Genomic DNA, 20,947 nt, shown 5'->3' with positions numbered 1-20,947 from the left:
GAAGGCCCGCACGCGGCGGGCCTTCGTCACAGTTCATGTCGTTGCCGCGATTACCAGAGCACGACTTGATGTTCGCCCTGGCGCACCATCGGATCGCCGGGGCGGCACGAGAACGCCGCGGCGAAATTCGGCATGTTGGATGGGGGCGCGACCGCGCGGAAATTCGGCGGTGCATGCGGGTTGGTGGCGACCAGCACCTTGAGGGATTCCGGTGTCAGCTTGGTGCGCCACACGGTCGCCCAGTTGATGAAGAAGCGCTGGTTGCGGCTGAGGCCATCGATCATCGGATCGGCCTGGTCCTTGCTCGCGCGCTGCAGTGCGTCGTACGCGGTGGCGACGCCACCGAGGTCGGCGATGTTCTCACCGAGCGTCAGCTTGCCGTTGACGTTCAGCTCCGGCGTGGCGCGATAGCTGTTGAACTGCTTGACCAGACGGTCGGTGCGCTCCTTGAAGCCCTTGGCATCGGCGTCGCTCCACCAGTTCTCGAAGTTGCCGGTGGGGCCGAAACGACTGCCCTGGTCATCGTAGCCGTGGATCATTTCGTGGCCGATGACCGCGCCGATGCCACCATAGTTGATGGCATCGTCGGCGTTCGGATCGAAGAAGGGCGGTTGCAGGATCGCAGCGGGGAACACGATTTCGTTCTTCTGTGGATCGTAATAGGCGTTCACCGTTTGCGGGCTGAGCAGCCACTCAGTCTTGTCTACGGGGTTGCCGATCTTGCCCAGCTTCCATTTGTAGTTGAACTCGTTGGCAGCGAGCACGTTTTCGATGTAGCTGTCGCGCGAGGTCGACAGGCCGGTCCAGTCGCGCCACTTGTCGGGATAACCGATCTTGGGCGTGAACGAGGCCCACTTCTCGAGCGCCTTTGCCTTGGTGTCGGCGCTCATCCACGCGAGGTTCTCGATCCGCACCTTCAACGCATCGCGCAGGTTCTGTACCAACTGCTGCATGCGCGCCTTTGATTCGGCCGGGAATGCCACCTGCACGTACATCTGCCCGAGCGCCTCGCCGGTCTTGCCCTCGATGGTGTCGAGCACGCGCTTCCAGCGCTGCTTGATCTCCTTCTGGCCGAAGAGCGTCTTGCCGTAGAACTCGTAGTTCTGCTGCACGAAGGCGTCGCTCAGGTACGGCGAGGCGCCATCGACGGTGTGGAAGCGCAGGTAGCTCTTCCATTGCTCCACCGGCACGTCGGCGAGCATCGTGCTGACTTCCTGGTGGAAGGCCGGGATCGCCAGCGAGAACATCGTCGGTATTGCGACACCCTGCGATTCGAAGAACTTCGTCCATGGGAAGTTCGGCGCCAGCTTGTCGGCTTCGGTCGGGCTCACCGGGTTGTAGTACAGCGAGACGTCGCGCGAGAGTTCTTCCTCGGACTTCGACACCTTCGCGAGCCGGGTCTCGAACGCGATCACATCCTTGGCCTGCCCGGCGGCATCTTCGGCGGCAACGCCAGACAGCTCCAGCACCTTGGCGATGTGCGCTTCGTATGCGGCAAGCTTGTCCTGCTTGTCTGCGTCGAAATAGTAGTTCTTGTCGGGCAGGCCCAAGCCGCCCTGGAAGGCCGAGCCGATGTTCATCGACGAATTCTTGAAATCGGGATCGGCGCCGAAGTTGAACAGGAAGCCCTCGCCCTTGGCGAACGAGGTGCGCAGGTAATCAGCGACGGCGTTGCCATCGGCGAGCGCGTCGATCGCAGCGAGGCGATCCTTGATCGGCGCGATGCCCTGCGCGTTGATCCTGGCTTCGTCCATGCCGGTCGACCACAAGTCGCCGACGATCTTCTTCACCCCATCGGCGTTGGCATCGGCCGCGGCTTGTTCGGCGAGCTGGCGCTGTACGGCCGTGGAGCGTTCATCGAGCATCGAGAACGCGCCCCACGACGTGCGATCGCCCGGAATCTCGTTCGCGGCCAGCCACTTGCCGTTGACGTAGCCGCCGAAGTCGCTGCAGGCGTTCTTGGTGGTATCCAGATCACCGATCACGAAGCGGCCGACAGGCGGTAATTTGCGTTCGTCCAGGGTCAGCGCGGCAGCGGCGGGTTTGGTGTCGGTGGGCGCGGCGTCTTCACGCTTGCAAGCGGTCAGCGCGAGGGCGACGGCCATCGACAACAGAAGGAGCTGGTGCTGCTTTGAAGTTTTAGCGCTCACGTTCGGCTCCGGCCCCGATGGGGGCGAGGGTGGTCATGGACTCGCGGGACTGTAACCGTAGCCCGTCAAGGGGGCCGGTGTCGAAGGTCATGCCGCCATGGGCACGTGTTAAGTTCCGCGCGAAGACATGGCGGAGGCCCACATGCGTGTGCATTTCCACGGTGCGGCCGGCGAGGTCACCGGCTCGTTGCATGAGGTCGATGCAGCAGGCAAGCGCGTGTTGCTCGATTGCGGCCTGAGCCAAGGTAGTCCGGAAGCCGAGGCGCACAACGCCGACCCTTTCCCATTCGACGTGTCGACGCTCGATGCGCTGGTCATCAGCCATGCGCATATCGATCACATTGGCCGCGTGCCGTTGCTGGTCAGACGCGGGTTCCGCGGACCGATTTTCGCGCAGGCCGCGACCGCGGACCTGATGCCAGTGATGCTGCTGGACTCAGCGTCGCTGGCGGAGAGCGATGCCGAGCGCGCCAATCGCCATCGCCGCGACGGTGAGCCCGAAGTCCTGCCGCTGTATACGCGCGATGACGTTCAGGCGGCGATGGCGCAGGTGCAGGAGCTGCCATACGACACGCGCACGACGATCCTGCCCGGCATCGACATCGCTTTCCGCGATGCGGGGCATATCCTCGGTTCGGCCATCGTCGAGTTGTGGGCTGATGGCAGGAAACTGGTGTTCTCCGGCGATCTCGGTCCGAAAGGCACCCCGATCCTGCGCGATCCCGTCGCGATCGACAGCGCCGACCTGGTGCTGATGGAATCGACCTATGGCGATCGCAATCATCGCGATCGCGGCGACACCATCCGCGAGCTGGGCGAAATCTTCGCCGAAGCCTGGCGCGACCATGGCAACGTGCTGATCCCGGCATTCGCCGTCGGTCGTTCGCAGGAGTTGCTGTACTGGTTCGCCAAGCACTGGGACGAATGGCAGCTCGCGCGCTGGCAGATCTTCCTCGACAGCCCGATGGCGGCGAAGGTGGTCGGCGTTTACGGCAGGCATTCCGAACTGTTCGATGAAGATGCCGTCAAGGTCTGGCGTGACGCGCCGCATCCGTTCCGGTTGCCGAACCTGCGCATCAGCGAGTCGATCGAGGACTCGATGGCGATCAACCGCATCGAAGGCGGGGCCATCATCATCGCCGGCAGCGGCATGGCCAACGGCGGCCGCATCGTCCACCACCTCAAGCACAACCTCGGCCGGCGCAACACGCACGTGGTATTCGTCGGCTACCAGGCGCAAGGCACGCTCGGGCGGCGCCTGGTCGACGGCGCGAAATGGGTGCGCATCCACGGTCGGGACTATCGCGTCAACGCGCAGTGCCACACCGTCGGCGGGCTGTCCGCACATGCCGACCAGCGCGGGCTGATGGAGTGGTACGGCCAGTTCGGCGGGCATCCTGCGCTGGCGCTCGTGCATGGCGAAGACAAGGCGCGCGAAGCGCTGGCCGGTGAGATTGGCGAACGCGATGGCATCGAGGTGACGCTGGCGCGACCGGGGATGGTGCTCGCGGTGTGATGCGCCGTAGGGTGGGCTTCAGCCCACCGTAATTCATGCGGTCATTGATGGTGGGCCAAGGCCCACCCTACGAAGGGCGTCGCAACGCCATGGTTTCCCACGCTGCGACGAGGACGAGTATCGCAGTCGTGAAAACGCCCAGTACCAGTGCGGAGAACAAGTGCGCGAACGCAAACGGCATCAGTCCGAACAGCAGCAATAGACCCACCAGGTGCGACAGCGGCGGGCCGCGACGGTCATTGGTGACCCATTTGAACAGCGCGTTGCCGAGCACGTAGAGCGTGGGCCCGCCGAGGATCGCGGCGATGCCTGCGTTGGTGGCGTGGCCGGGGTGCGTCAGCACCAGTTCGTCAGCGACCGCGTAGACGATGATGCCGGCGACGATCAGCAAATGCAGGTAGGTGTAGGCGTTGCGCGCCACGCGGCCCGGATCCTCGGATTGCGCGATGCGATGGCTGGCGCGTTCGGCGCCGGTGTCGAAATAGATCCACCACATCGCCACGCTACCGAAGAAAGCGGAAAGGAATGCGGTCAGGGCAGGTGCATTCCACGGCAATTCCGCGAACGTCGCGCCGGTGACGAGAATGGATTCGCCCAGCGCGATGATGACGAACAACGCACAGCGCTCGGCCATGTGCGCGCCGTCGATGTCCCAATCCGCGGTACTGGAATGACCCATCCCGGGCACCCAGAAGTACAGCGCCGGTGCGGCGTATTCGACTGCCACGGCGGCAACCCAGCAGGCGACGCGCGTTTCGCCCGCAGCGAAGCCGCCGGCGACCCAGAGCGCCGCCGACACGCAGAACCAGACCGTGATCCGCTGGAAATTGCGGAAGTGGCCAGGGCGGTGTGCGCGCATCGCGCGCAGGACGAAGAGCGTGCGACCCAGCTGCATCGCTGCGAACACCACGCCGAACGCCAATCCCTTGTCGCCGAAAGCCTCAGGAATCGACGATGACAACAGCAGTCCACCCAACATCAGTGCGAACAACATCAGCCGCACTGCCGGGCGCTCGGGATCGAGCCAATTGGTCGTCCACGAGGTGTAGATCCACAACCACCATACCGCCAGAAACAGCAGCAACGTCTGCGCCGTGCCGCCCGGGGTGAGGTGTTCGAGCAGGGTGTGCGAGAGCTGGGTGACTGCGAAGACGAACACCAGGTCGAAGAACAACTCGACCATCGTGACCCGGTTGCCTTCGTGACGGCTGCGGTCGCGCAGTAAGAGGTGGGTACGTTCGCTCACGGCGCGTGTTTCGATCGGTGTTGGGGCATGCGCTTGGCGTTCCTGCTCACTTTGTAGGAGCGGCGTAAGCCGCGACCGACCACGAGTCGCGGCGTACGCCGCTCCACAGGGCCAGATCAGTAATGCCGGCGCTTGTGATGTCCGCCGTTCGCCATCAGCAGCAGCAAGCCGCCGACCAGGCCGATGTTCTTCATGAAGTGCAGCAGCTGTGCGCTGCGTTCGGCGCCGGCCAGGCTCCAGAATGGATGCGACATCGCCGCATCGACCAGCATCAGCGCGGCGGCCAGCGCCGCGGTCCAGCGCAGCCGCCAGCCGAAGGCGATCAGCAGGCCCAAGGCCAGCTCGGCGCTGCTGAACACCAGGGTCGAACCCGGCGTCGCCGCGCCGTTGTAGGCGGCCCACAGGCGGTAGCCGCCCATGACCACGAAAACGCTGGCCAGCAGCAGCCGTGCCGTCACCTGCAACCCGTTCCCACGCATCGTTCCCCCGGCCGGGACACGCCCGTTCGTTCAGCTTGGGGCCGATGGTGCGAGCCGCGGCGGCGCTTGGCAAGTGAGCCGCAATGCCTTTCGGGGCCGATTTGGCTGAACGTGGCGAATATTGTTCTGGTGCGCCCCATCGCTTTCGCGTACAGTTCGCCCCGTTTCGCGCACGGCTGATCCGTATTCCTAGGTAAGCCTGCCGCCGATCGAGCATCCAGCGTCGATCATTCGCGGCCTTCTCCCCGCACGTCTTTCGTCGCGCAGACACGATCCGGAGCATCCGGCTCGTCAAATCGTTTACTCGTCGCGCGGTTCAAGGGAACGCTTCGGGTCGGCCACGGACATGTCCGTGGTTTTTTACCGGAGTAACAACATGACGTTTGAATCGCTCGGGCTTTCGCCCGCGCTGCTGCGCGCGCTTATCGAATCCAACTACACCACGCCGACCCCGATCCAGGCCGAAGCCATTCCGCTCGCCCTGGCCGGTCACGACCTGCTTGGTGGCGCGCAGACCGGCACCGGCAAGACCGCCGCATTCTCGCTGCCGTTGCTGCAGCGCCTGTCGAAGGAAACGCCCCCGAACGGCCCGCGCAAGCCGCGCGCGCTGATCCTCACCCCGACCCGCGAACTCGCAGTGCAGGTCGCCGAGAGCCTCAAGACCTACGGTCGCCACCTGCGCCTGAACGTCACCATGATCTACGGTGGCGCCGGCATGGGCCCGCAGATGGACAACCTGCGTCGTGGCGTCGACATCCTTGTCGCCACCCCGGGTCGCCTGATCGACCACATGGAGCGTGGCACCGCCAAGCTCGACGCGGTCGAAGTGCTGGTGCTGGACGAAGCCGACCGCATGCTCGATATGGGCTTCCTGCCCGCGATCAAGCGCATCCTCAACCGCGTGCCGAAGGAGCGGCAGACGCTGCTGTTCTCGGCGACGTTCGAGGAGCAGATCAAGGCGCTGGCGCTGGAGTTCATGCGCAATCCGCAGCAGGTGCAGGTCACGGCGAAGAACACCATCGCCGAGACCATCGTGCATCGCGCGCATCCGGTCGATGGTTCGCGCAAGCGCGACCTGTTGATCGACATCCTGACCAAGCGTCACACCGACCAGGTCCTGATCTTCGGCAAGACCAAACACGGCTGCAATCGCCTCGCCGAGCAGCTGGAAACCGCCGGTCTCAAGGCCGTCGCGATCCACGGCAACAAGAGCCAAGCGCAGCGGCAGAAAGCCCTGCGCGACTTCAAGATGGGCAAGGCGCGGGTGCTGGTGGCGACCGACGTCGCCGCACGTGGCCTCGATATCCCCAACCTGCCGCTGGTCATCAACCACGACCTGCCGATGGTGGCCGAGGATTACATCCACCGCATCGGCCGCACCGGCCGTGCAGGTGCGGCCGGTGAAGCGTTGTCGCTGGTGTCGCCGGAAGAAGGCGGCCTGCTGCGCCAGATCCAGCGCATGCTGAAAGTCGACCTGGTGATGGACGTGGTCCAGGGCTATGCGCCGAGCAAGCCGATCCGCCTAGATACGCCGATCCCGCGGAACGGTGGTGGCCAGCGCGATGGTGGCCAGCGTCCGCCGGGCCGTCCAGCCAATCGTCCGCACGGCCGACCGGCTGCGCGCACCTCGCATGCTGGACCCAAGCAGCGTTCGGGCGGCGGGCAGGGTGCCTGGGCTGGCCCGAAGCACGGCTCGCGCGCCTGATCGATTGCATCAGCGTTGAGATGAGGAAGGGTCGGCATTGCCGGCCCTTCTTCTTTGGCGCGCCCAAAAAAGCCTCCCGGCGAACCGGGAGGAATCGGGGAATCACGGACTGCAGGTGATGGATGCTTCCCTGCCCATGCGCCTGTTCCGCTCAGCGCGGCAATGCAACGGTGCCACCATGAGATCGATTGTCGTGGAGCGAAGAGGTCCCTGTCGTCAGGGAACTGATCCCCGGTTGTGCTGGATGGGTACCGGGATGCAACGCTCCGGTCATTCTGGCAATTGCAGCGGCGCCACCATGAAGTCGAGCGTCTGGCCGACGCGCACGAAATACAGTTCGCCGCGATCCCAAAGCGCGGTCGGATTGAACTCGGGCGCAGTGCTGTTGACACACGTGCCCAGGTTGACCGGCGTGCCCCACATGCCGTCCTCGAGCCTGGACACCCAGATGTCGGCGTTCTTGCCGATGGTGTCGTGGCTGCCGAAGCTGCCGAGCAGCAGGGTTTTGCCATCCGGCGAAATTTCCGGATTGAATTCCCAGCGGCCGGGATGGTTCAACGCGCGATTGAGTTTCTCCGCCGGCGCGTAGCTGCCGTTGGCGCGGCGGCGACTGCGGTAGATGTCCCAGTGGCCTTGCTCACGGTCGCTGGCAAAGTAAAGGTTTCCGCGCAGGTCGGCGCTTGCATACAACTCGTTGGACGGGCTGTTGACGTTGCCTCCCAGGTTGACCGGCTGCCCCCAGCTGCCATCGGCCTGGCGATGCACGACCCACAGGTCGTTCAAGGGGTATTCGCCGAGATTGCCAGGACGGTTCGACGAGAAGATTAGGCTGCGGCCGTCGGGGGTCACGAAGGCATCGGAATCCGCAAAGCTGCCGAGGCCGGAAAACGAGGCAATTCGCGGCTGGCTCCAGCCGTCTGTGGTGCGGTCGGCGGTCATGATGGTGAAATCGACTGCTGAACCCGGCGGACCCGGCACCAGGTTCACGTTCCAGTAGATGGTGTTGCGGTCCGGGGTGAAACTGATCCGGCCTTCGTTGTACTGCGTGGTGCTGATCACGCCGGGCGCGAACGGAACGGCAGTGCAAGTGGTTTGGGCATTGGCGGCGAATCCGGTCGAGCACAGGCACAACGCGATGGTGGGTAACAAGATCGAACGTTTCACGGCATCTCCTTTGTTGTTGGGTACGGCAGAAAACCTGCTTCGATGGAACACGGTCAGTTCGCTGTCTTGCGCGGGAGATGCTGTAGACCGAGGCAAAGCAAGGCGACGATCAGCAATACGCTGTACTCCACGCCATTGCGCCCCTTGCCCACGACGAACCAGCCCTCCTGGGCATGCACCATGTAGATGCCGACCGAGTAAATGGCGGCGAAGGTCAATGTCAGTGGTGCGACGATTTTTCCTGTCGCGAGCAACACGGTTCCCAGAATCTCGATTCCGGTGACACTGGCCGCAATGGCGTAGCCAAACGGCAGCCCCTGACTGGTGAGCCATTCGCCGAAGATGGGAACACCGCCAGTCAACCAACGCGTCCAGCCGTGGACCGCAATCAAACCCGAAAGCGCAAGCCGCAGGACGAGCCATCCCAGTTCGTTGCGGCTTGGGGAGGAGGAGAGCTGAGGAGCGATCATTCGGTTGCCTGGTGAGTGAACACGACGGGCAACTTCGACGTGCAAGGTGGAGCCGGCAAGGACGATGTGACGAACGTATCGCTGGCCGTGACCAGCACACCGGAATCCGGTTGCAACGGAGGAGGCGTGTCCGTTAGCGTGGCCGCATGTTGCGACGTAACTGGATCGTGCTGCTGGTGGTGGCCGCGTGGTGGACCCTCGAAGGTCTCATCACAGCTGGCCAATTGCTGACCATGCAGTTCCACAACGCCGAGGTGCTGACCGCGGGTGCTGCACTGCGTCGCGGCTTGTTGTCGGCGTGGTTGATGATTCCTTTCTCGCTCGGTCTGGTGTGGTGTGTAGAACGCTTTCCGATCGAGCGCGGCAAGATATCGCATTCGCTGGGTGTATTGATGGCTGCGACATTGATGGTTGTCGTGCTCCGCGCCGTCGTCATCCGCGAAATGAATCCGTGGCTCGGTTGGTACGACACAGTGCCATCGTTCGGCGACGTGCTGCTGACCAGCGTCTTCAACAATTTCCTGGCGTCATGGTTGATCATCGGTGTGGCGCACGCTTGGGTGTACGCGCGGCATGCGTACGCGCGGCAGCGGCACGCCGAACAGCTGCAGGCACTGCTGGTCGAAACACGGTTGGAAGCCTTGAGTTCGCAACTCAATCCACACTTCCTGTTCAACGCGCTCAATTCGATCGCCGAGATGGTGCATCGCGATGCAGCAGCGGCCGATCGCATGCTGGTCGGTCTCGGCGAACTCTTGCGCAGCAGCCTCGATCATCGGCAAACGCGACTGGTACCGCTAAGCGAGGAATTACGGCTGCTGCGACATTACCTCGAAATCGAAAAAGTCCGGCTCGGTGAGCGCCTGCAATTGCATTGGGAGATCGGCAAGGGACTAGATGCTGCGCTGGTGCCGCCGCTGGTGCTGCAACCGTTGGCGGAGAACTCAATCCGTCACGCGATCGCGGAAAAGATCGCGCCAGGGCATCTGGGCATCTATGCACGCAGTGAAGGGCCATGGCTATGTCTGGAGGTCTGCGACGATGGCGGCGGCAAACCCGCTGCGATCCGGCGCGGCACTGGCCTGAGCAACATCAGCTCGCGACTCGAATGCCTGTATGGGCACGATCATGCGCTGGAACTCGATGCGCAGCCAGATGGTGGCACCCATGCGCGGTTGCGCGTACCGCTGCAGTACGAACAGATGGTGGCCTGATGCCGGCGTTGCGTGCCGTCATCGTCGACGACGAGCCCTTGGCGCGGGCCAGGTTGAGCCGTCTGCTTGGGCGCGAACGCGAAGTCGTTGTGGTCGCCGAATTCGGCGATGGCGAATCTGCAGTCGAAGGCCTCGGTGCTCTCGCCGCGGATGTTCTTTTCGTCGATGTGCGCATGCCGCAGCTCAATGGTTTCGCCATGCTGGACAGGCTTCCAGTGCAGCAACGCCCACTGGTGGTGTTCGTCACTGCCTATTCCGAGCACGCGGTGCAGGCCTTCGATACGCACGCCGTCGATTACCTGGTGAAGCCGGTCGCCCCGGATCGCTTGCACGACTCCGTGCAGCGCGTGCGCCGGCAACTCGCCGCACGCGGTGGCGAAGCGCGCTATCCGGATCGACTGGCAGTGCCCGATGGCATGCGCGTGCGCATAGTCGCCGTGCGCGATATCGAATGCGTCCTGGCCCAGGGGAATTACGTCGAGCTGCGGGTCGATGGCCGCGGTTTGTTGCTGCGCGAAACCATGGCCAGCATCGAAACACGATTGGATCCCAGGCTGTTCGTGCGCATCCATCGTTCGCGCATCGTGCGCGTCGACCTGATCGAACAGATCGAGATTCACGGCGCCGGCCAATACCTGGTGAGGATGCGCAGCGGCCTGCGCATGACTTCCGGCCGCAGCTATCGCGCCGTCTTACGCAAGGCGTTGGACCTGCCGTTGGCGAACGAAGCGTTGGAGCAGCCGCTCACGTAGCGCTGGCGGCCTCGCGCAATTCGGATGCCCGTGCCACGCCGAGGTAGTTGGTGATCAACCGGCGCAGCAGGTAGATGAGCGGGATCAGCGCGACCGCGGCGAGCATCTTGTAGATGTAGTTGAGCGTGCCGATCGCGAGGAACAGTGACGTCGGCCAATGCTGCGGACCGAGCACGAAGGCGATGTACAGCACCACGAAGCTGTCGACCAGCTGCGACACCGCGGTGGAGCCGGTCGCGCGCAGCCATACGTAACGCTCGCCAGTGAGGCGGCGGATGCGATGGAAGACGGCGACATCGATCAGCTGGCCGACCAGGAAGGCGATCACCGAACCGCCGATGGTCCACAACCCCTGGCCGAAGACGGCAGCGAATGCGGCCTGGTAATCAGGCACGCCCTGCGTTTCGGCCGCTTTCACCCACCAGCCAGCCGGGGCCAGCGAAATCGCGGCGAACGCGAACAGGAATCCGTACACGATGAGTGCCACGGCGATCCACGAAATCATGCGCACGCCACGACGACCGTAGAATTCGTTGATGACGTCGGTGAACACGAACACCAGTGGCCACAACAAAGTGCCGGCAGTGAAGCTCAACGAACCGGTTTGCCCGAACAGGTTCCACTCGAACGGCGCAACACCGAGCGTGTCTTCGAGTGCGAAGATCTTGACGCCGATGAATTCGGCCAGCACTGCGTTGACACAGAAGAACGCCGCCAGCGCGATGAACAGCCGCGTGGCGCGGTCCTCGAGGGGACGCAGGCTCACGCGTCGCGACCCTTATCCAGTTGTGGTGCGACAGGAACGGGGTCGTGCTCATGTTTCGATGCCAAGGGCACCGGGGCGTGCTCATTCTTCGGTGCCAACGGCACCGGGGCGTTCTCATGTTTCGGTGCCAAGGGCACCGAAAATGGGATTGAATCCGGCGATACAGCACCGCCGGAGATAATGAAGCTCATCGCCTGGTCGACGGTCCAGTCGGTCGGGGTCATTTTTTCCACCGGCACGATTTCGAGGTAACCCGAGGTCGGATTCGGCGTAGTCGGCACGTATACGGCGGCGAGTTCGCGGCCGGTGCCCTGTTCCTTGATGACACGGGTGACGAAGCCGACCGATTTCATCTCGGTGTGCGGGAAGTCGATCAGCACCACGCGCTGGGTACCGTCCGGCTGCGTCTGCAGGATGTCGAGCAATTTGCGCGCGCTACCATAAATGGTGCTGGCGAGTGGGATGCGTGCGATCAACGCCTCGAACCAGCGCAACATGCGCTGGCCAAACACGCGTCGCGCCATCACGCCCGACAGCAGGATCACAGCCAGAGTCGCCAACAGCCCGAGCGCGGTCTGGACCCACGGTTGCACCAGCCATGCAAGCGCCGGACTGCTCGCAGCGAGGTTATGCAGGAGTGGTGCGACTAGCGGCCGGCTGGTGTCGGACAACAGCACGAACACGAACTTGACCACGACCCAGGTCAGCCACAAGGGCAGCAGGGTCAGGAGTCCGGTCAGGAACAATCGTTGCAGGCTGGGGCGCGACGGCGAGGGGTTGCTCATCGCACCATTGTAGGGCGGGTTTCAACCGCCATTACGGAACTCGTTGTCTGTGGCAGCTTTGAAACCCGCCTACTCGCGAACGAGGCGGAAGCCGACATCGTCGTATCCGCGGCTGGGATCGACAATCCGCGAGCGCAGGTTGCCGCGCCAGGACGAGCCGGCGATGGTGCGTTCGCGCAACCATTCGGCCACTACGCGGCCGCCGTTGCTCTCGCCGGCGAGCGCGCGCCATTCGGCGGCGCTGGGCAGCCGGTAGGTGTGGCCGCTCTTGCGGCTGAGCCACTTCGCATAGGCGTTGGCGTCGTCCCAGGACACGCATACCACCGATTCCGCATTGCCTTGCTCGAAACCGGGCTCGCGCCAGTCGCGCGGCTTCACCAGCCGGAACAGCGAAAGTCTTTCGCGGCACAGCGCGGGAGCCCGCCCGGTGGCGGCGACGAAGCGTGCGTACTCGGCGTGGGTGACTTCGCGCCGCGTCGCCGTGACCGTGCCATCCTCCGCCGCCACCGCACGATCGCCAGGGGCGTTCTTTTCGGCCGGGGTGATCTTCTCTGCACGTGCGCGCAGCGCGTCGGCGAGGGCCTGGTCGCCGGCGAATTCGTTGGCCAGTGCGGCTGCGGCGAACGCGTCGGTACGATCGTGGCGCTTTTCATCCGCTGCGACTCGCGCCTGCAATGCCTTGGCCGCATCGCTGTGCAAAGTGCGCAATGCGGGCGGGCCGATTGGCGCGGTCTCAGCGGCGAGGTCGGTGGCGCGCTTGAGGTACTCGCGGGCGCGCTCGGCATCGCCGGTGCGCAGGTGCCGCGCCATTTCATCGGTGAGTGCGTCGATCACCGCGGTCACGGTCGCACCCATGCGTTCGTGCGAATGGTCCGCGCGCCACGCGGCAATAGTGCTCTCGTAGGCGTTCCCGCTCTCGGGCGAAGTCAGGTTGCGCGACGCGATCTGCTGCTCGGCAGCGGTGATCCAGCGTTGCGCAGGCGACTCCGGTGGGGGTTCCAGCATCGCGTTGATCGGATCGTCGCCCGACGCAGTCGCAACGGCTGGCTGATTGCTGGCGGTAGCGCGTAAGGAGGTCCCGTCACCGCCGTTGCCCTGGCGCAGGCCGAAACCGATCAACACAGCCACCACAAGGCCAGCACCGATCCACACGCCCTTGGGCACCGTGCGAGCGAGGCGCGCACCGTTGCCGATCACCGCGTCGGCGGAGAATCCGCCGCGTTCGATCCGGTCTAGCGCTTCCAGCATCTGCTGGGCGCTGCGGAAGCGGTTGGCCGGGTTCTTCGTCATCGCCTTGTCGATGAAGCGCTGCCAGTGGCGCAATTCGATCGGCAGGCGCGGGATCGGGTCCTGCGCATGCATCACCGCCATCGACAGGGCATCGCCGGCGGTGAACGGCAGCTCGCCGTTGAGCATTTCCCAGGCCAGTACGCCGATGCTGTAAAGGTCGGCGCGGCTGTCGACCTCCTCGCCCCGCGCCTGTTCCGGCGGCATGTACGCAGTACTGCCGACCGCGAGCCCAGTCATGGTCAGGCGTGGGTTGATGCCCTTGCGCAGGGCGATGCCGAAGTCGGCGAGCAACGGACGCTCGGCTTCGTCGAACAAGACGTTTTCGGCCTTGACGTCGCGATGCACCACGCCGCGCACGTGCGCGTAGTCGAGCGCGCCGAGCAACGCGCGCAGGATCGTGATCACCCGCTTCTCGTCGTGGGTCTGCCCGTTCTGTTTCGTGATGCGCATGCCGAGATGGCCGCGTGCGAGATGGGGCATCGCGTAATAGGGCAGGCCGTCGGCGGTGCGGCCGACCTCGTAGATGCCGACGATGTTGGTGTGGTCCAGGCGCGCGATCGTGCGCGCCTCGTTCTCGAAGCGGCGCCGGCTGACTTCGTCCGCCAACGCCTCCGGCAACATCACCTTGACCGCGACCTTGCGCCCCAGCGATTCCTGCTCGGCCAGGTACACAGTCGACATGCCGCCATGGCCGATGACGCGCAGCAGCTTGTAGCCGCGAATCTGCGGCAATCCATTGGCAGCGTCGATATTCGACGACTCGGTGGTCATCACGGGCCCCTGTTCCGTGGGCGCAGGATACGCTGTCGCCGTTCACAGGCGAAGCGTGCAGTGGTCGCAGTTCATCCGATTGCCACCGTGCGTACGCGAGGTACGTATGGTGGAGCAAGGTCAGCGCCCGCGTTTACGGCGCACGTACACCTCGATGCGGCCCTTCGCGGCGACCTCGCCGCCGGCGTTCGCGATCTCGAATGGGAACCAGCGCAGCACCTTGTCCCCGTTCGCGGCGGCGGATCGTATGTCGTCGACGGCAGCCGGGTCGAGGCGGAACTCGGCGAACACCTCTTCGCGCATGGCCTTCACGAATTCGATCTCGTTCTTCGTATCCCAGACGATGTAACCCGGGCCGAGCTTGTTGAAAACCAGCAGCGGCCAGAACGGATTGACCATCGCCAACAGACTGCCCCCGAAGTGGGTGCCGAAGAAGTTGCGGTTCCATGGGCGCAGGCGCAGGCGAACGCGGGCATGGAGGCCGTCGTCGGAGATGTCGAGGACGCGGATACCGGTGAAGAGGTAAGGCGGCCAGAAGTTCCAGATCCACCGCAACGTGCTGAATTTCATGCCGCTCCCAAGTGGTCGAAGTGGCGCCTAGGGTGCCATACGCGTGCGTACTGTTGATAGGGGCGGCGTGAGTCGCACCCCAAAATGGCCGTCGCGACTTACGTTGCTCCCACACCGCGCACCCGCAATTCCCTGGGCAGTTAAACCAGTAGCAGCGAGGACATCTTGCGGCGGTAACGACCGACGAGGTCTTCGTCCTCGATCACCCGGAAAGCGTCGATCAGCACTTTGCGCGGCAGCCCGTCCTCGAAACCACGATTGCGGCGCAGCATCTCGATGAACTGCTCGAGCCCGGATTCGGCGTCGCCGGAAACGATGCGGTGCACGCCGAGCAGGTGGCGCGCGCGCAGGTCATCCGGGTTGGTCGCGATGGCCGCTTCCAGTACCTGCGGCGGCGGCGCGTCCTTGAGCACGGCGGCGAAGCCCAGGCGGGCGCGCGCACGGATCGCCCGGTCGTCGTGGGCGAGGTTGGCGGGCAGGGCATCGAGGAGGTGTTCGGCTTCCTGCGTGGCACCGGTCTGCAGCAGGGCGAGCGCAAGGTCGAGCTTGAGTTCGTCCTTCTCGGGCGCGGCGCCCGATTCGGCGCGCAGGCGCATCACTTCGACATGCGGATCGACGGGCGCAGCCTCGGCCGGAGCCGCTTCTTCCACGGGCTCTGCAGGTTCGACGCCATGGTGCTTCAGGAATTCGCGCAGCTGGCCTTCCGGCAGCGCGCCGGGGAAGCCGTCGACCAGTTGTCCGCCCTTGACCAGGAACACGGTCGGGATCGAGCGCACCTGGAACGCCGCGGCCAGCTGCTGTTCCTTGTCGACATCGACCTTGGCCAGCAGGAAGGCGCCGTTGTACTCGTCCGCCAGCTTCTCGAGGATCGGCCCCAGCGTCTTGCACGGTCCGCACCATTCGGCCCAGAAATCGACCAGGACCGGCGTTTCCAGCGATTTCTGCAGGACCTCGACCTCGAAGCGGTCGGTGGTGGCGTCGAAGACGTGGAGCTTGGTCGTGTCGGTCATTGCGCGGCCCTGTGTGCGATTCTGCAGCAAGTGGGGGCGTGCGGCCCGCCAGGCAAGGCTGCACGCTAGCATTGGCGCGATGAAGTCCCTATACGCCCGTTTCACGCCTTATTTCGGCTCGTTGGCGGCGTTGTCGTTCGCGCTCGCCGTTGTCGGCTTCGGCGCCTCGCTCAGCGGTTATTCGCATGCCCGGCATCCGGTCTCGTTGCTGGGTGCAATCGGCGTGCCGCATGCGCAGGCGTTCAATCTGCTCGGCTTCCTGCTACCCGGCCTGCTGGCGGTGCTGGCCGGATTGCAACTGCGACGCCGCATGCCCGCTGCTGCGGGATGGAGTGCGCGCATCGGGGCGCAGTTGATCGTGTTGTCGGCGCTGGCCTTCGCCGCTCAAGGCTTGTTGCCGTTGGATCCGTCGGACCTCTATGCGCCTGGCGCCCGTCTGCATGCGACCGCGTGGATGCTGTGGTGGATCGCATTCGTGCCCGGCGCGTTTGTGCTCGCCTACGGGTTGCGCAGTCTTGCGCTGGTCAGTGTTGTCGCTGCGGCGATAGTGCTTGGTTTCGGCCTGTTTGCCCCGGACGCGTTGGCACCCGGGACGGTGCAGCGGATCGCATTCGGCGCATGGTTCGCATGGTTCGCCGTGGCAGGCATCACCCGTACCGCAATTTCAGCCCCAGGATCGTTGCCGACAACCCGAACGTGACGATGTTCGACAGGATCATCGGCATCGAGCCCAGGCTGATGCCATAGATCAACCAAAAGCCAATCCCGATGGTGAACACCACATACATCCCTAGGGAGATGCTGCGCGTGTCCTTGGTCCGGATGGTCTTCACCGCCTGCGGCACGAACGCCAGCGTGGTCAGCGCGGCGGCAACGTAGCCCGTCCATTCCAAACCGTTCAGGGGCATGCTCATGGTGCGGGCGTCCGGTAAACCACGCCATCCTTCATCACGAAGTCGACGTTGAGCACCACGTTGATGTCGGCAATCGGATCGCCCGGCATTGCGACGATGTCGGCGCGCTTGCCGGCTTCGATCACGCCCTGGTCGTCGACGCCCAGCACTTCGGCGGCGCCGATCGTCGCGGCCTGTAACGCGAAGGCCGCGGGCATGCCGGCTTCGACCATGTAGACGAACTCCTTCGCGTTCTCGCCATGCGGGCTCACACCGGAGTCGGTGCCGAAGGCGATCCTGACGCCGGCCTTGTAGGCCTTGCCGGCGGTGTCCTGGATCTGGGCACCGACCCGTGCGGCCTTGGGCCTCACCACCTCGGGAAAGTAATCCGGCAGCTTGGCTTTCTCGGCAACGAAGCGGCCGGCGGCGATGGTCGGCACATACCAGGTGCCCTTCTGCTTCATCAGCGACATCACCTCGTCGGTCATGTAGGTGCCGTGCTCGATGCTGGTGACGCCACCGAGCACCGCGCGTTTCATGCCTTCGGTACCGTGTGCGTGCGCGGCGACGCGATAGCCATAGTCCTTGGCGGTATCGACGATTGCCTTGATCTCATCGACGGTGAATTGCGGTGCATCCGCGGACTTGGCGTAGGACAGCACGCCGCCGGTAGCCGTGATCTTGATCAGGTCGCTGCCATTCTTGTAACGCTGGCGCACGGCCTGGCGTGCCTCGTCGACCGAATTGACCACGCCCTCGGTGGGCCCCGGCGGCCCGAGCAGGTGCGAGAGCTCGGCGTTGTAACCGTTGGTGGGGTCGGCGTGGCCGCCGGTGGTGGCGATCGACTTGCCTGCGGCCCAGATGCGTGGGCCATCGACCAGGCCCTGGTTGATCGCGTTGCGCAGGTGCGGGGTCACTTCGCCGCCGAGATCGCGCACGCTGGTGAACCCGGCCAGCAGCGTTTTGCGCGCGTAGCCGACCGAGCGGAAGGCGAAATCGACGTCGTCGAGGCGAAAGCCCTCTTCGTAGCTCTTCGGGTTGTTCTGGCCGCCGAGGTGCACATGCAGGTCGGTCCAGCCTGGCGTGCAGGTGTGGCCGGACAGGTCGATGTTCTTCGCGCCCGGCACGTCGCTGCGGTCGGACAGCACTTCGGCGATCTTGCCGTCGCGCACCACCACCGTGCGGGCATCGAGCAGCTTGCCGCTGCGCGCGTCGAACAACCAGCCGCAATGCAGTGCGATGGGTTCTGCCGCGAATGTCGGCGAGGCGGCGAGGACAGCGAGCAGGGCGAAGGGCAGGCGCGTCATTGGCGGGCTCCGGCGAGGACGCCCGATCATAACGGTGGGCCGGGACGCGTGTTGCCATTGCTTTGCGACCGCGGCGCAGGACCGCGGTCGCCGCCGCTCAGACGGTTTCGCGACGCAGGAAGTCCCACAGTGCAAATGCGGTCACGACGAGGCAACCGCAGGTGCCAGCCACCAGCACGAAGTCCACGTGTTGGCCTTCGCGGGCGAGCACCTGCACCGGCATCGTCCATGGATAGTACGGACCGAAGCGTGCCGATTGGCCGATCAGGAATCCCATCACGGTCGCCGTCATTCCGGTGGCCACCGCAATGGTGAAGCTGTGCCAGCGAATCGCCACCCAGGTCTGCAGCGCGATCATGAGCAGCGCGGTGGCGAAGATCATCGCGATGCGCGGTAACAGGAACGACCAGGGCGGCGCGCCACCAATGCCGAATCGCGGCTGCAAGTGGCCCAGTACCCAACCACCCAGCGGGATCAGCAGGCACAGCAAGCCCATCGCCAGCGCCACCATCGCGATCACGGCGACCAGTTTGGCCAGGTAATGCACGCTGCGTGGCACTGGCAGTGCCATCAAGTGCTTCCATTGCTGGTTACCGTGTTCGAGCCCGGCCACCAAGGCCGATTCCAGCGTCACGAACAGTGGCAGCATCAACAGCGTCCACAGCGCCAGCACGCTCTGCGCGAACATCATCCAGGCCTCGGCCGGAGGCAACGGTGGGCGCTTGCCGTAGTCGGTGAAGGTCAACTGCAGCACGTACAGCACCACGACCGTCAGCGGTGTGACCAGGCACATCCACAGCGCGAGCGTGCCACGGAGTTTCAGCGACTCGGCCGAGAGCGCACGCAACAGGACATTCATGCGATGGCCTCCCGCTCGCCGCGGGTAACATCGAAGAACAGCGCTTCGAGCGATGGTTGCTCGCGCACCAGGTGTGAAACCGCGACGCCGGATTCGACCAGCAGGCGGTTGAGTTCGGCTTCGGCGCGGCCACGCCGTTGCACGACCAATGTTTCGGCATCGATCTGGTGCGCATCCTCGCCGGCTTCGGAAAGCAGTGCGGCGGCGCGCGATGGATCGTCGCAACGCAGTTGTACCCGGGGCAGGAAGCGCGCGCGCAGTTCGTCGATCGTCCCCTGGAAGCGGAGGCGGCCGTCATGCAGCACGCCGACGTGGCTGGCGACGTGCTCGACTTCGCTCAACTGGTGACTGGAGACGAACACGCTGATGCTGTGTTCCTTGGCAAGACGGCGCAGCAGGCCGCGCATGTCGAGGATGCCGGCGGGATCCAGGCCGTTCCCGGGCTCATCGAGGATCAGCAACTTCGGCTGGCCGAGCAGGGCGAGTGCGATCGCAAGCCGTTGGCGCATGCCGAGCGAGTAGTCACGCACACGCCGGTCGGCGGCATCGACCATGGTGGTAATCGCAAGCACATCGTCGATACGCCATTTCGGGACGGCGAGCAGGCGACGCGTCACTTCGAGGTTTTGGCGACCGCTGAGGTGCGGATACAGCGCGGGCGATTCGACCAGTGCGCCGACCCGGGCCAAGGCCTGGCGACGATCGCGTGCCAGTTCCTCGCCATGCAGGTGGATCGTGCCGCGCTCCGGCCGCAACAGGCCAAGCAGCAGGCGGATGGTAGTGGTCTTGCCGGCGCCGTTCGGGCCCAGGAAGCCGTAGATCGCTCCCGCTGGCACGGTGAGATCGAGATCGCGAACGCCATGATTGCCGGGGAATTGGCGGGTGAGGCCTTGGGTATGGATAGCAAGCATCATGGAAACGATATTCGGGAGGATGCAAGCAGGCTAAGCGTTGCTGCTCGCAGCAGGATGTGGCGAAGGTCGCCCCATCTTTCGTCATCGTCGATGCCGATGCGACGCTGCGGTCACGGCATGACCAGTTCATGCTGCGGTAGGCTTCGCGCATGAAACCGCAGCCACAGCGATTACCCATCCTGCCGTATCGCAAACCCACGCTCGGGCGCGATTACTGGTTGCTGGATGACGCCTTGCTCGACGCCGATGCGCTGCGGGCACGCTGCCTGGCCAAGACCGACTGGATCGAGGGCTATCCCTACAAGCCGGAGAGCTGGCCGGGACTGCGTGCGATGCCGGCGCTGGATGCGTCCGAACTTGCGCGCATCGAGGCCTGGGCGATGCAGGCGACCGGCGCGAAGCGGCTGTGGGTCGGGACTGCTCAGGATGGCGCACACCTGAACCACAACTGCGTGCAGGTGGTCGGCATCGACGAATGCGAGCCGCGGCCGCACACCGACTCGCGTTTGCTGTGCCGCTATGCCGCGGTGCTGTATCTCAACCCAGCCGTTCCCGACGGCTGCGGCACCAGCTTCTATCGCCAACGCCTGCCCGGCGGCCAACGTGGCGGCAACATGGTCATGCCACCGCACAACAACCTGGTCGAGGCGCTCGGTACCCGCTTCGTCGCGCCTGATGCCTTCGTGGAGGATGTCCGCGTTGCGCACCGCTACAACCGCCTGCTGCTCTACCGCGCCAACCTGATCCATAGCGCGACCGGTTACTGGGGCGACACGCTGGAGCAAAAACGCATGGCGGCGGTGTTTTTCTGGATGGCGTAGGGCCTGTTAACACATATGGAACAGGTCGCGTTGCTCCTCAGTGGCTGCCAGGTGGTGTTGCGTGCCGCAGCGCCTTGCTTGCTGCAAGGTCAAGGCGCGCGGCGCCGGCTGGCAGCCACTGAGGAGCAACCCGGAGGGCCGGGCCTGAGGACGCGCGATGCCGCGTCATCGCTCAGTTGCGTATCGACACACGCGCCTTCGCTCTTCCTTGCCTCGCACGCCCTCAGGCCCGGCGCGACCTGCTCCATATGTGTTAGCAGGCCCT

The 20,947-nt window shown here is 64.6% G+C and carries 19 protein-coding genes and 1 pseudogene; 6 read left to right on the top strand and 14 right to left on the bottom strand.

Annotation, left to right across the window (positions count from 1 at the left end):
* Positions 1-50 precede the first annotated feature (50 nt).
* On the bottom strand, positions 51-2,105 hold the full coding sequence (locus tag MO486_RS02900) for a M13-type metalloendopeptidase (protein WP_242904602.1): 2,055 nt from the start codon (positions 2,103-2,105) through the stop codon (positions 51-53).
* A gap of 187 nt (positions 2,106-2,292) precedes the next feature.
* Here MO486_RS02900 and MO486_RS02895 point away from each other — a divergent pair, with 187 nt between their 5' ends.
* Positions 2,293-3,666 (top strand): MBL fold metallo-hydrolase, encoded by a 1,374-nt coding sequence (locus tag MO486_RS02895; RefSeq protein WP_242904409.1) that lies wholly within the window; start codon positions 2,293-2,295, stop codon positions 3,664-3,666.
* A gap of 67 nt (positions 3,667-3,733) precedes the next feature.
* Here the strand turns inward: MO486_RS02895 and MO486_RS02890 are convergent, their stop codons facing one another.
* Complete coding sequence (locus MO486_RS02890) at positions 3,734-4,912, bottom strand: low temperature requirement protein A (RefSeq protein ID WP_242904408.1); 1,179 nt, start codon at positions 4,910-4,912, stop codon at positions 3,734-3,736.
* A 116-nt stretch (positions 4,913-5,028) separates the two neighbouring features.
* Positions 5,029-5,391: a hypothetical protein gene (locus MO486_RS02885; RefSeq protein ID WP_242904406.1), complete on the bottom strand. Its 363-nt coding sequence runs from the start codon at positions 5,389-5,391 to the stop codon at positions 5,029-5,031.
* 376 nt (positions 5,392-5,767) lie between these two features.
* On the opposite strand from MO486_RS02885, the gene MO486_RS02880 reads away from it, so the two are divergent.
* On the top strand, positions 5,768-7,096 hold the full coding sequence (locus tag MO486_RS02880) for a DEAD/DEAH box helicase (protein WP_242904403.1): 1,329 nt from the start codon (positions 5,768-5,770) through the stop codon (positions 7,094-7,096).
* A 270-nt stretch (positions 7,097-7,366) separates the two neighbouring features.
* Here the strand turns inward: MO486_RS02880 and MO486_RS02875 are convergent, their stop codons facing one another.
* Together MO486_RS02875 and MO486_RS02870 are read right to left on the bottom strand one after the other, a co-directional pair.
* Positions 7,367-8,260 carry a hypothetical protein gene (locus MO486_RS02875; RefSeq protein WP_242904401.1) on the bottom strand — a complete coding sequence of 298 codons (894 nt, stop codon included), beginning with the start codon at positions 8,258-8,260 and terminating at the stop codon, positions 7,367-7,369.
* A gap of 53 nt (positions 8,261-8,313) precedes the next feature.
* Complete coding sequence (locus MO486_RS02870; protein ID WP_242904399.1) at positions 8,314-8,730, bottom strand: DoxX family protein; 417 nt, start codon at positions 8,728-8,730, stop codon at positions 8,314-8,316.
* 146 nt (positions 8,731-8,876) lie between these two features.
* Here MO486_RS02870 and MO486_RS02865 point away from each other — a divergent pair, with 146 nt between their 5' ends.
* Both MO486_RS02865 and MO486_RS02860 read left to right on the top strand, forming a co-directional pair.
* Positions 8,877-9,944 carry a histidine kinase gene (locus tag MO486_RS02865; RefSeq protein WP_242904397.1) on the top strand — a complete coding sequence of 356 codons (1,068 nt, stop codon included), beginning with the start codon at positions 8,877-8,879 and terminating at the stop codon, positions 9,942-9,944.
* Positions 9,944-10,696 carry a LytTR family DNA-binding domain-containing protein gene (locus tag MO486_RS02860; RefSeq protein ID WP_242904395.1) on the top strand — a complete coding sequence of 251 codons (753 nt, stop codon included), beginning with the start codon at positions 9,944-9,946 and terminating at the stop codon, positions 10,694-10,696. The genes MO486_RS02865 and MO486_RS02860 overlap by 1 nt, the downstream gene beginning before the upstream one ends.
* Here the strand turns inward: MO486_RS02860 and MO486_RS02855 are convergent.
* The 5 genes and pseudogenes from MO486_RS02855 to trxA form a co-directional block, all read right to left on the bottom strand.
* Positions 10,689-11,456 carry a queuosine precursor transporter gene (locus tag MO486_RS02855; protein WP_242904601.1) on the bottom strand — a complete coding sequence of 256 codons (768 nt, stop codon included), beginning with the start codon at positions 11,454-11,456 and terminating at the stop codon, positions 10,689-10,691. The genes MO486_RS02860 and MO486_RS02855 overlap by 8 nt on opposite strands.
* Positions 11,457-11,599: 143 nt before the next feature.
* Positions 11,600-12,247, bottom strand: a pseudogene (locus MO486_RS02850) (DUF502 domain-containing protein); the annotation flags it as partial.
* 69 nt (positions 12,248-12,316) lie between these two features.
* A complete protein-coding gene (locus MO486_RS02845; protein ID WP_242904394.1) occupies positions 12,317-14,308 on the bottom strand; it encodes a bifunctional serine/threonine-protein kinase/formylglycine-generating enzyme family protein in 1,992 nt (663 codons plus the stop codon).
* Positions 14,309-14,428: 120 nt separating this feature from the next.
* On the bottom strand, positions 14,429-14,878 hold the full coding sequence (locus tag MO486_RS02840) for a DUF4442 domain-containing protein (RefSeq protein ID WP_242904393.1): 450 nt from the start codon (positions 14,876-14,878) through the stop codon (positions 14,429-14,431).
* A gap of 140 nt (positions 14,879-15,018) precedes the next feature.
* Positions 15,019-15,888: a thioredoxin gene (trxA, locus tag MO486_RS02835; RefSeq protein WP_242904392.1), complete on the bottom strand. Its 870-nt coding sequence runs from the start codon at positions 15,886-15,888 to the stop codon at positions 15,019-15,021.
* A gap of 79 nt (positions 15,889-15,967) precedes the next feature.
* On the opposite strand from trxA, the gene MO486_RS02830 reads away from it, so the two are divergent.
* Complete coding sequence (locus tag MO486_RS02830) at positions 15,968-16,588, top strand: DUF998 domain-containing protein (protein WP_242904391.1); 621 nt, start codon at positions 15,968-15,970, stop codon at positions 16,586-16,588.
* Here the strand turns inward: MO486_RS02830 and MO486_RS02825 are convergent.
* The 4 genes from MO486_RS02825 to MO486_RS02810 form a co-directional block, all read right to left on the bottom strand.
* Positions 16,536-16,802 carry a SemiSWEET transporter gene (locus MO486_RS02825; protein WP_242904390.1) on the bottom strand — a complete coding sequence of 89 codons (267 nt, stop codon included), beginning with the start codon at positions 16,800-16,802 and terminating at the stop codon, positions 16,536-16,538. The two genes, MO486_RS02830 and MO486_RS02825, sit on opposite strands and share 53 nt — an antisense overlap.
* Positions 16,799-18,088 (bottom strand): amidohydrolase family protein, encoded by a 1,290-nt coding sequence (locus MO486_RS02820; RefSeq protein WP_242904389.1) that lies wholly within the window; start codon positions 18,086-18,088, stop codon positions 16,799-16,801. The genes MO486_RS02825 and MO486_RS02820 overlap by 4 nt, the downstream gene beginning before the upstream one ends.
* Positions 18,089-18,185: 97 nt before the next feature.
* A complete protein-coding gene (locus tag MO486_RS02815) occupies positions 18,186-18,947 on the bottom strand; it encodes an ABC transporter permease (protein ID WP_242904387.1) in 762 nt (253 codons plus the stop codon).
* A complete protein-coding gene (locus MO486_RS02810; RefSeq protein ID WP_242904385.1) occupies positions 18,944-19,861 on the bottom strand; it encodes an ATP-binding cassette domain-containing protein in 918 nt (305 codons plus the stop codon). Before MO486_RS02810 ends, MO486_RS02815 begins: the two co-directional genes overlap by 4 nt.
* Before the next feature lie 149 nt (positions 19,862-20,010).
* Here MO486_RS02810 and MO486_RS02805 point away from each other — a divergent pair, with 149 nt between their 5' ends.
* Positions 20,011-20,682: a DUF6445 family protein gene (locus tag MO486_RS02805; RefSeq protein ID WP_242904383.1), complete on the top strand. Its 672-nt coding sequence runs from the start codon at positions 20,011-20,013 to the stop codon at positions 20,680-20,682.
* The last annotated feature ends 265 nt before the right edge of the window (positions 20,683-20,947 follow it).

The organism is Lysobacter sp. CFH 32150 (genome assembly GCF_022758295.1).
GTDB lineage: Bacteria > Pseudomonadota > Gammaproteobacteria > Xanthomonadales > Xanthomonadaceae > CFH-32150.
Note: the sequence above shows the minus strand (reverse complement) of the source record. Positions and strands in the feature narration are given on the sequence as shown.

Bases quoted from the DNA above. Each gene is read 5' to 3' on its own strand.
- MO486_RS02815 (WP_242904387.1), bottom strand. From the start codon at position 18,947: ATGAATGTCCTGTTGCGTGCGCTCTCGGCCGAGTCGCTGAAACTCCGT.
- MO486_RS02845 (WP_242904394.1), bottom strand. From the start codon at position 14,308: ATGACCACCGAGTCGTCGAATATCGACGCTGCCAATGGATTGCCGCAG.
- MO486_RS02895 (WP_242904409.1), top strand. From the start codon at position 2,293: ATGCGTGTGCATTTCCACGGTGCGGCCGGCGAGGTCACCGGCTCGTTG.
- MO486_RS02825 (WP_242904390.1), bottom strand. From the start codon at position 16,802: ATGAGCATGCCCCTGAACGGTTTGGAATGGACGGGCTACGTTGCCGCC.
- MO486_RS02810 (WP_242904385.1), bottom strand. From the start codon at position 19,861: ATGATGCTTGCTATCCATACCCAAGGCCTCACCCGCCAATTCCCCGGC.
- MO486_RS02860 (WP_242904395.1), top strand. From the start codon at position 9,944: ATGCCGGCGTTGCGTGCCGTCATCGTCGACGACGAGCCCTTGGCGCGG.
- MO486_RS02880 (WP_242904403.1), top strand. From the start codon at position 5,768: ATGACGTTTGAATCGCTCGGGCTTTCGCCCGCGCTGCTGCGCGCGCTT.
- MO486_RS02885 (WP_242904406.1), bottom strand. From the start codon at position 5,391: ATGCGTGGGAACGGGTTGCAGGTGACGGCACGGCTGCTGCTGGCCAGC.
- MO486_RS02830 (WP_242904391.1), top strand. From the start codon at position 15,968: ATGAAGTCCCTATACGCCCGTTTCACGCCTTATTTCGGCTCGTTGGCG.
- trxA (WP_242904392.1), bottom strand. From the start codon at position 15,888: ATGACCGACACGACCAAGCTCCACGTCTTCGACGCCACCACCGACCGC.
- MO486_RS02820 (WP_242904389.1), bottom strand. From the start codon at position 18,088: ATGACGCGCCTGCCCTTCGCCCTGCTCGCTGTCCTCGCCGCCTCGCCG.
- MO486_RS02840 (WP_242904393.1), bottom strand. From the start codon at position 14,878: ATGAAATTCAGCACGTTGCGGTGGATCTGGAACTTCTGGCCGCCTTAC.
- MO486_RS02870 (WP_242904399.1), bottom strand. From the start codon at position 8,730: ATGATCGCTCCTCAGCTCTCCTCCTCCCCAAGCCGCAACGAACTGGGA.
- MO486_RS02865 (WP_242904397.1), top strand. From the start codon at position 8,877: ATGTTGCGACGTAACTGGATCGTGCTGCTGGTGGTGGCCGCGTGGTGG.
- MO486_RS02900 (WP_242904602.1), bottom strand. From the start codon at position 2,105: ATGGCCGTCGCCCTCGCGCTGACCGCTTGCAAGCGTGAAGACGCCGCG.
- MO486_RS02805 (WP_242904383.1), top strand. From the start codon at position 20,011: ATGAAACCGCAGCCACAGCGATTACCCATCCTGCCGTATCGCAAACCC.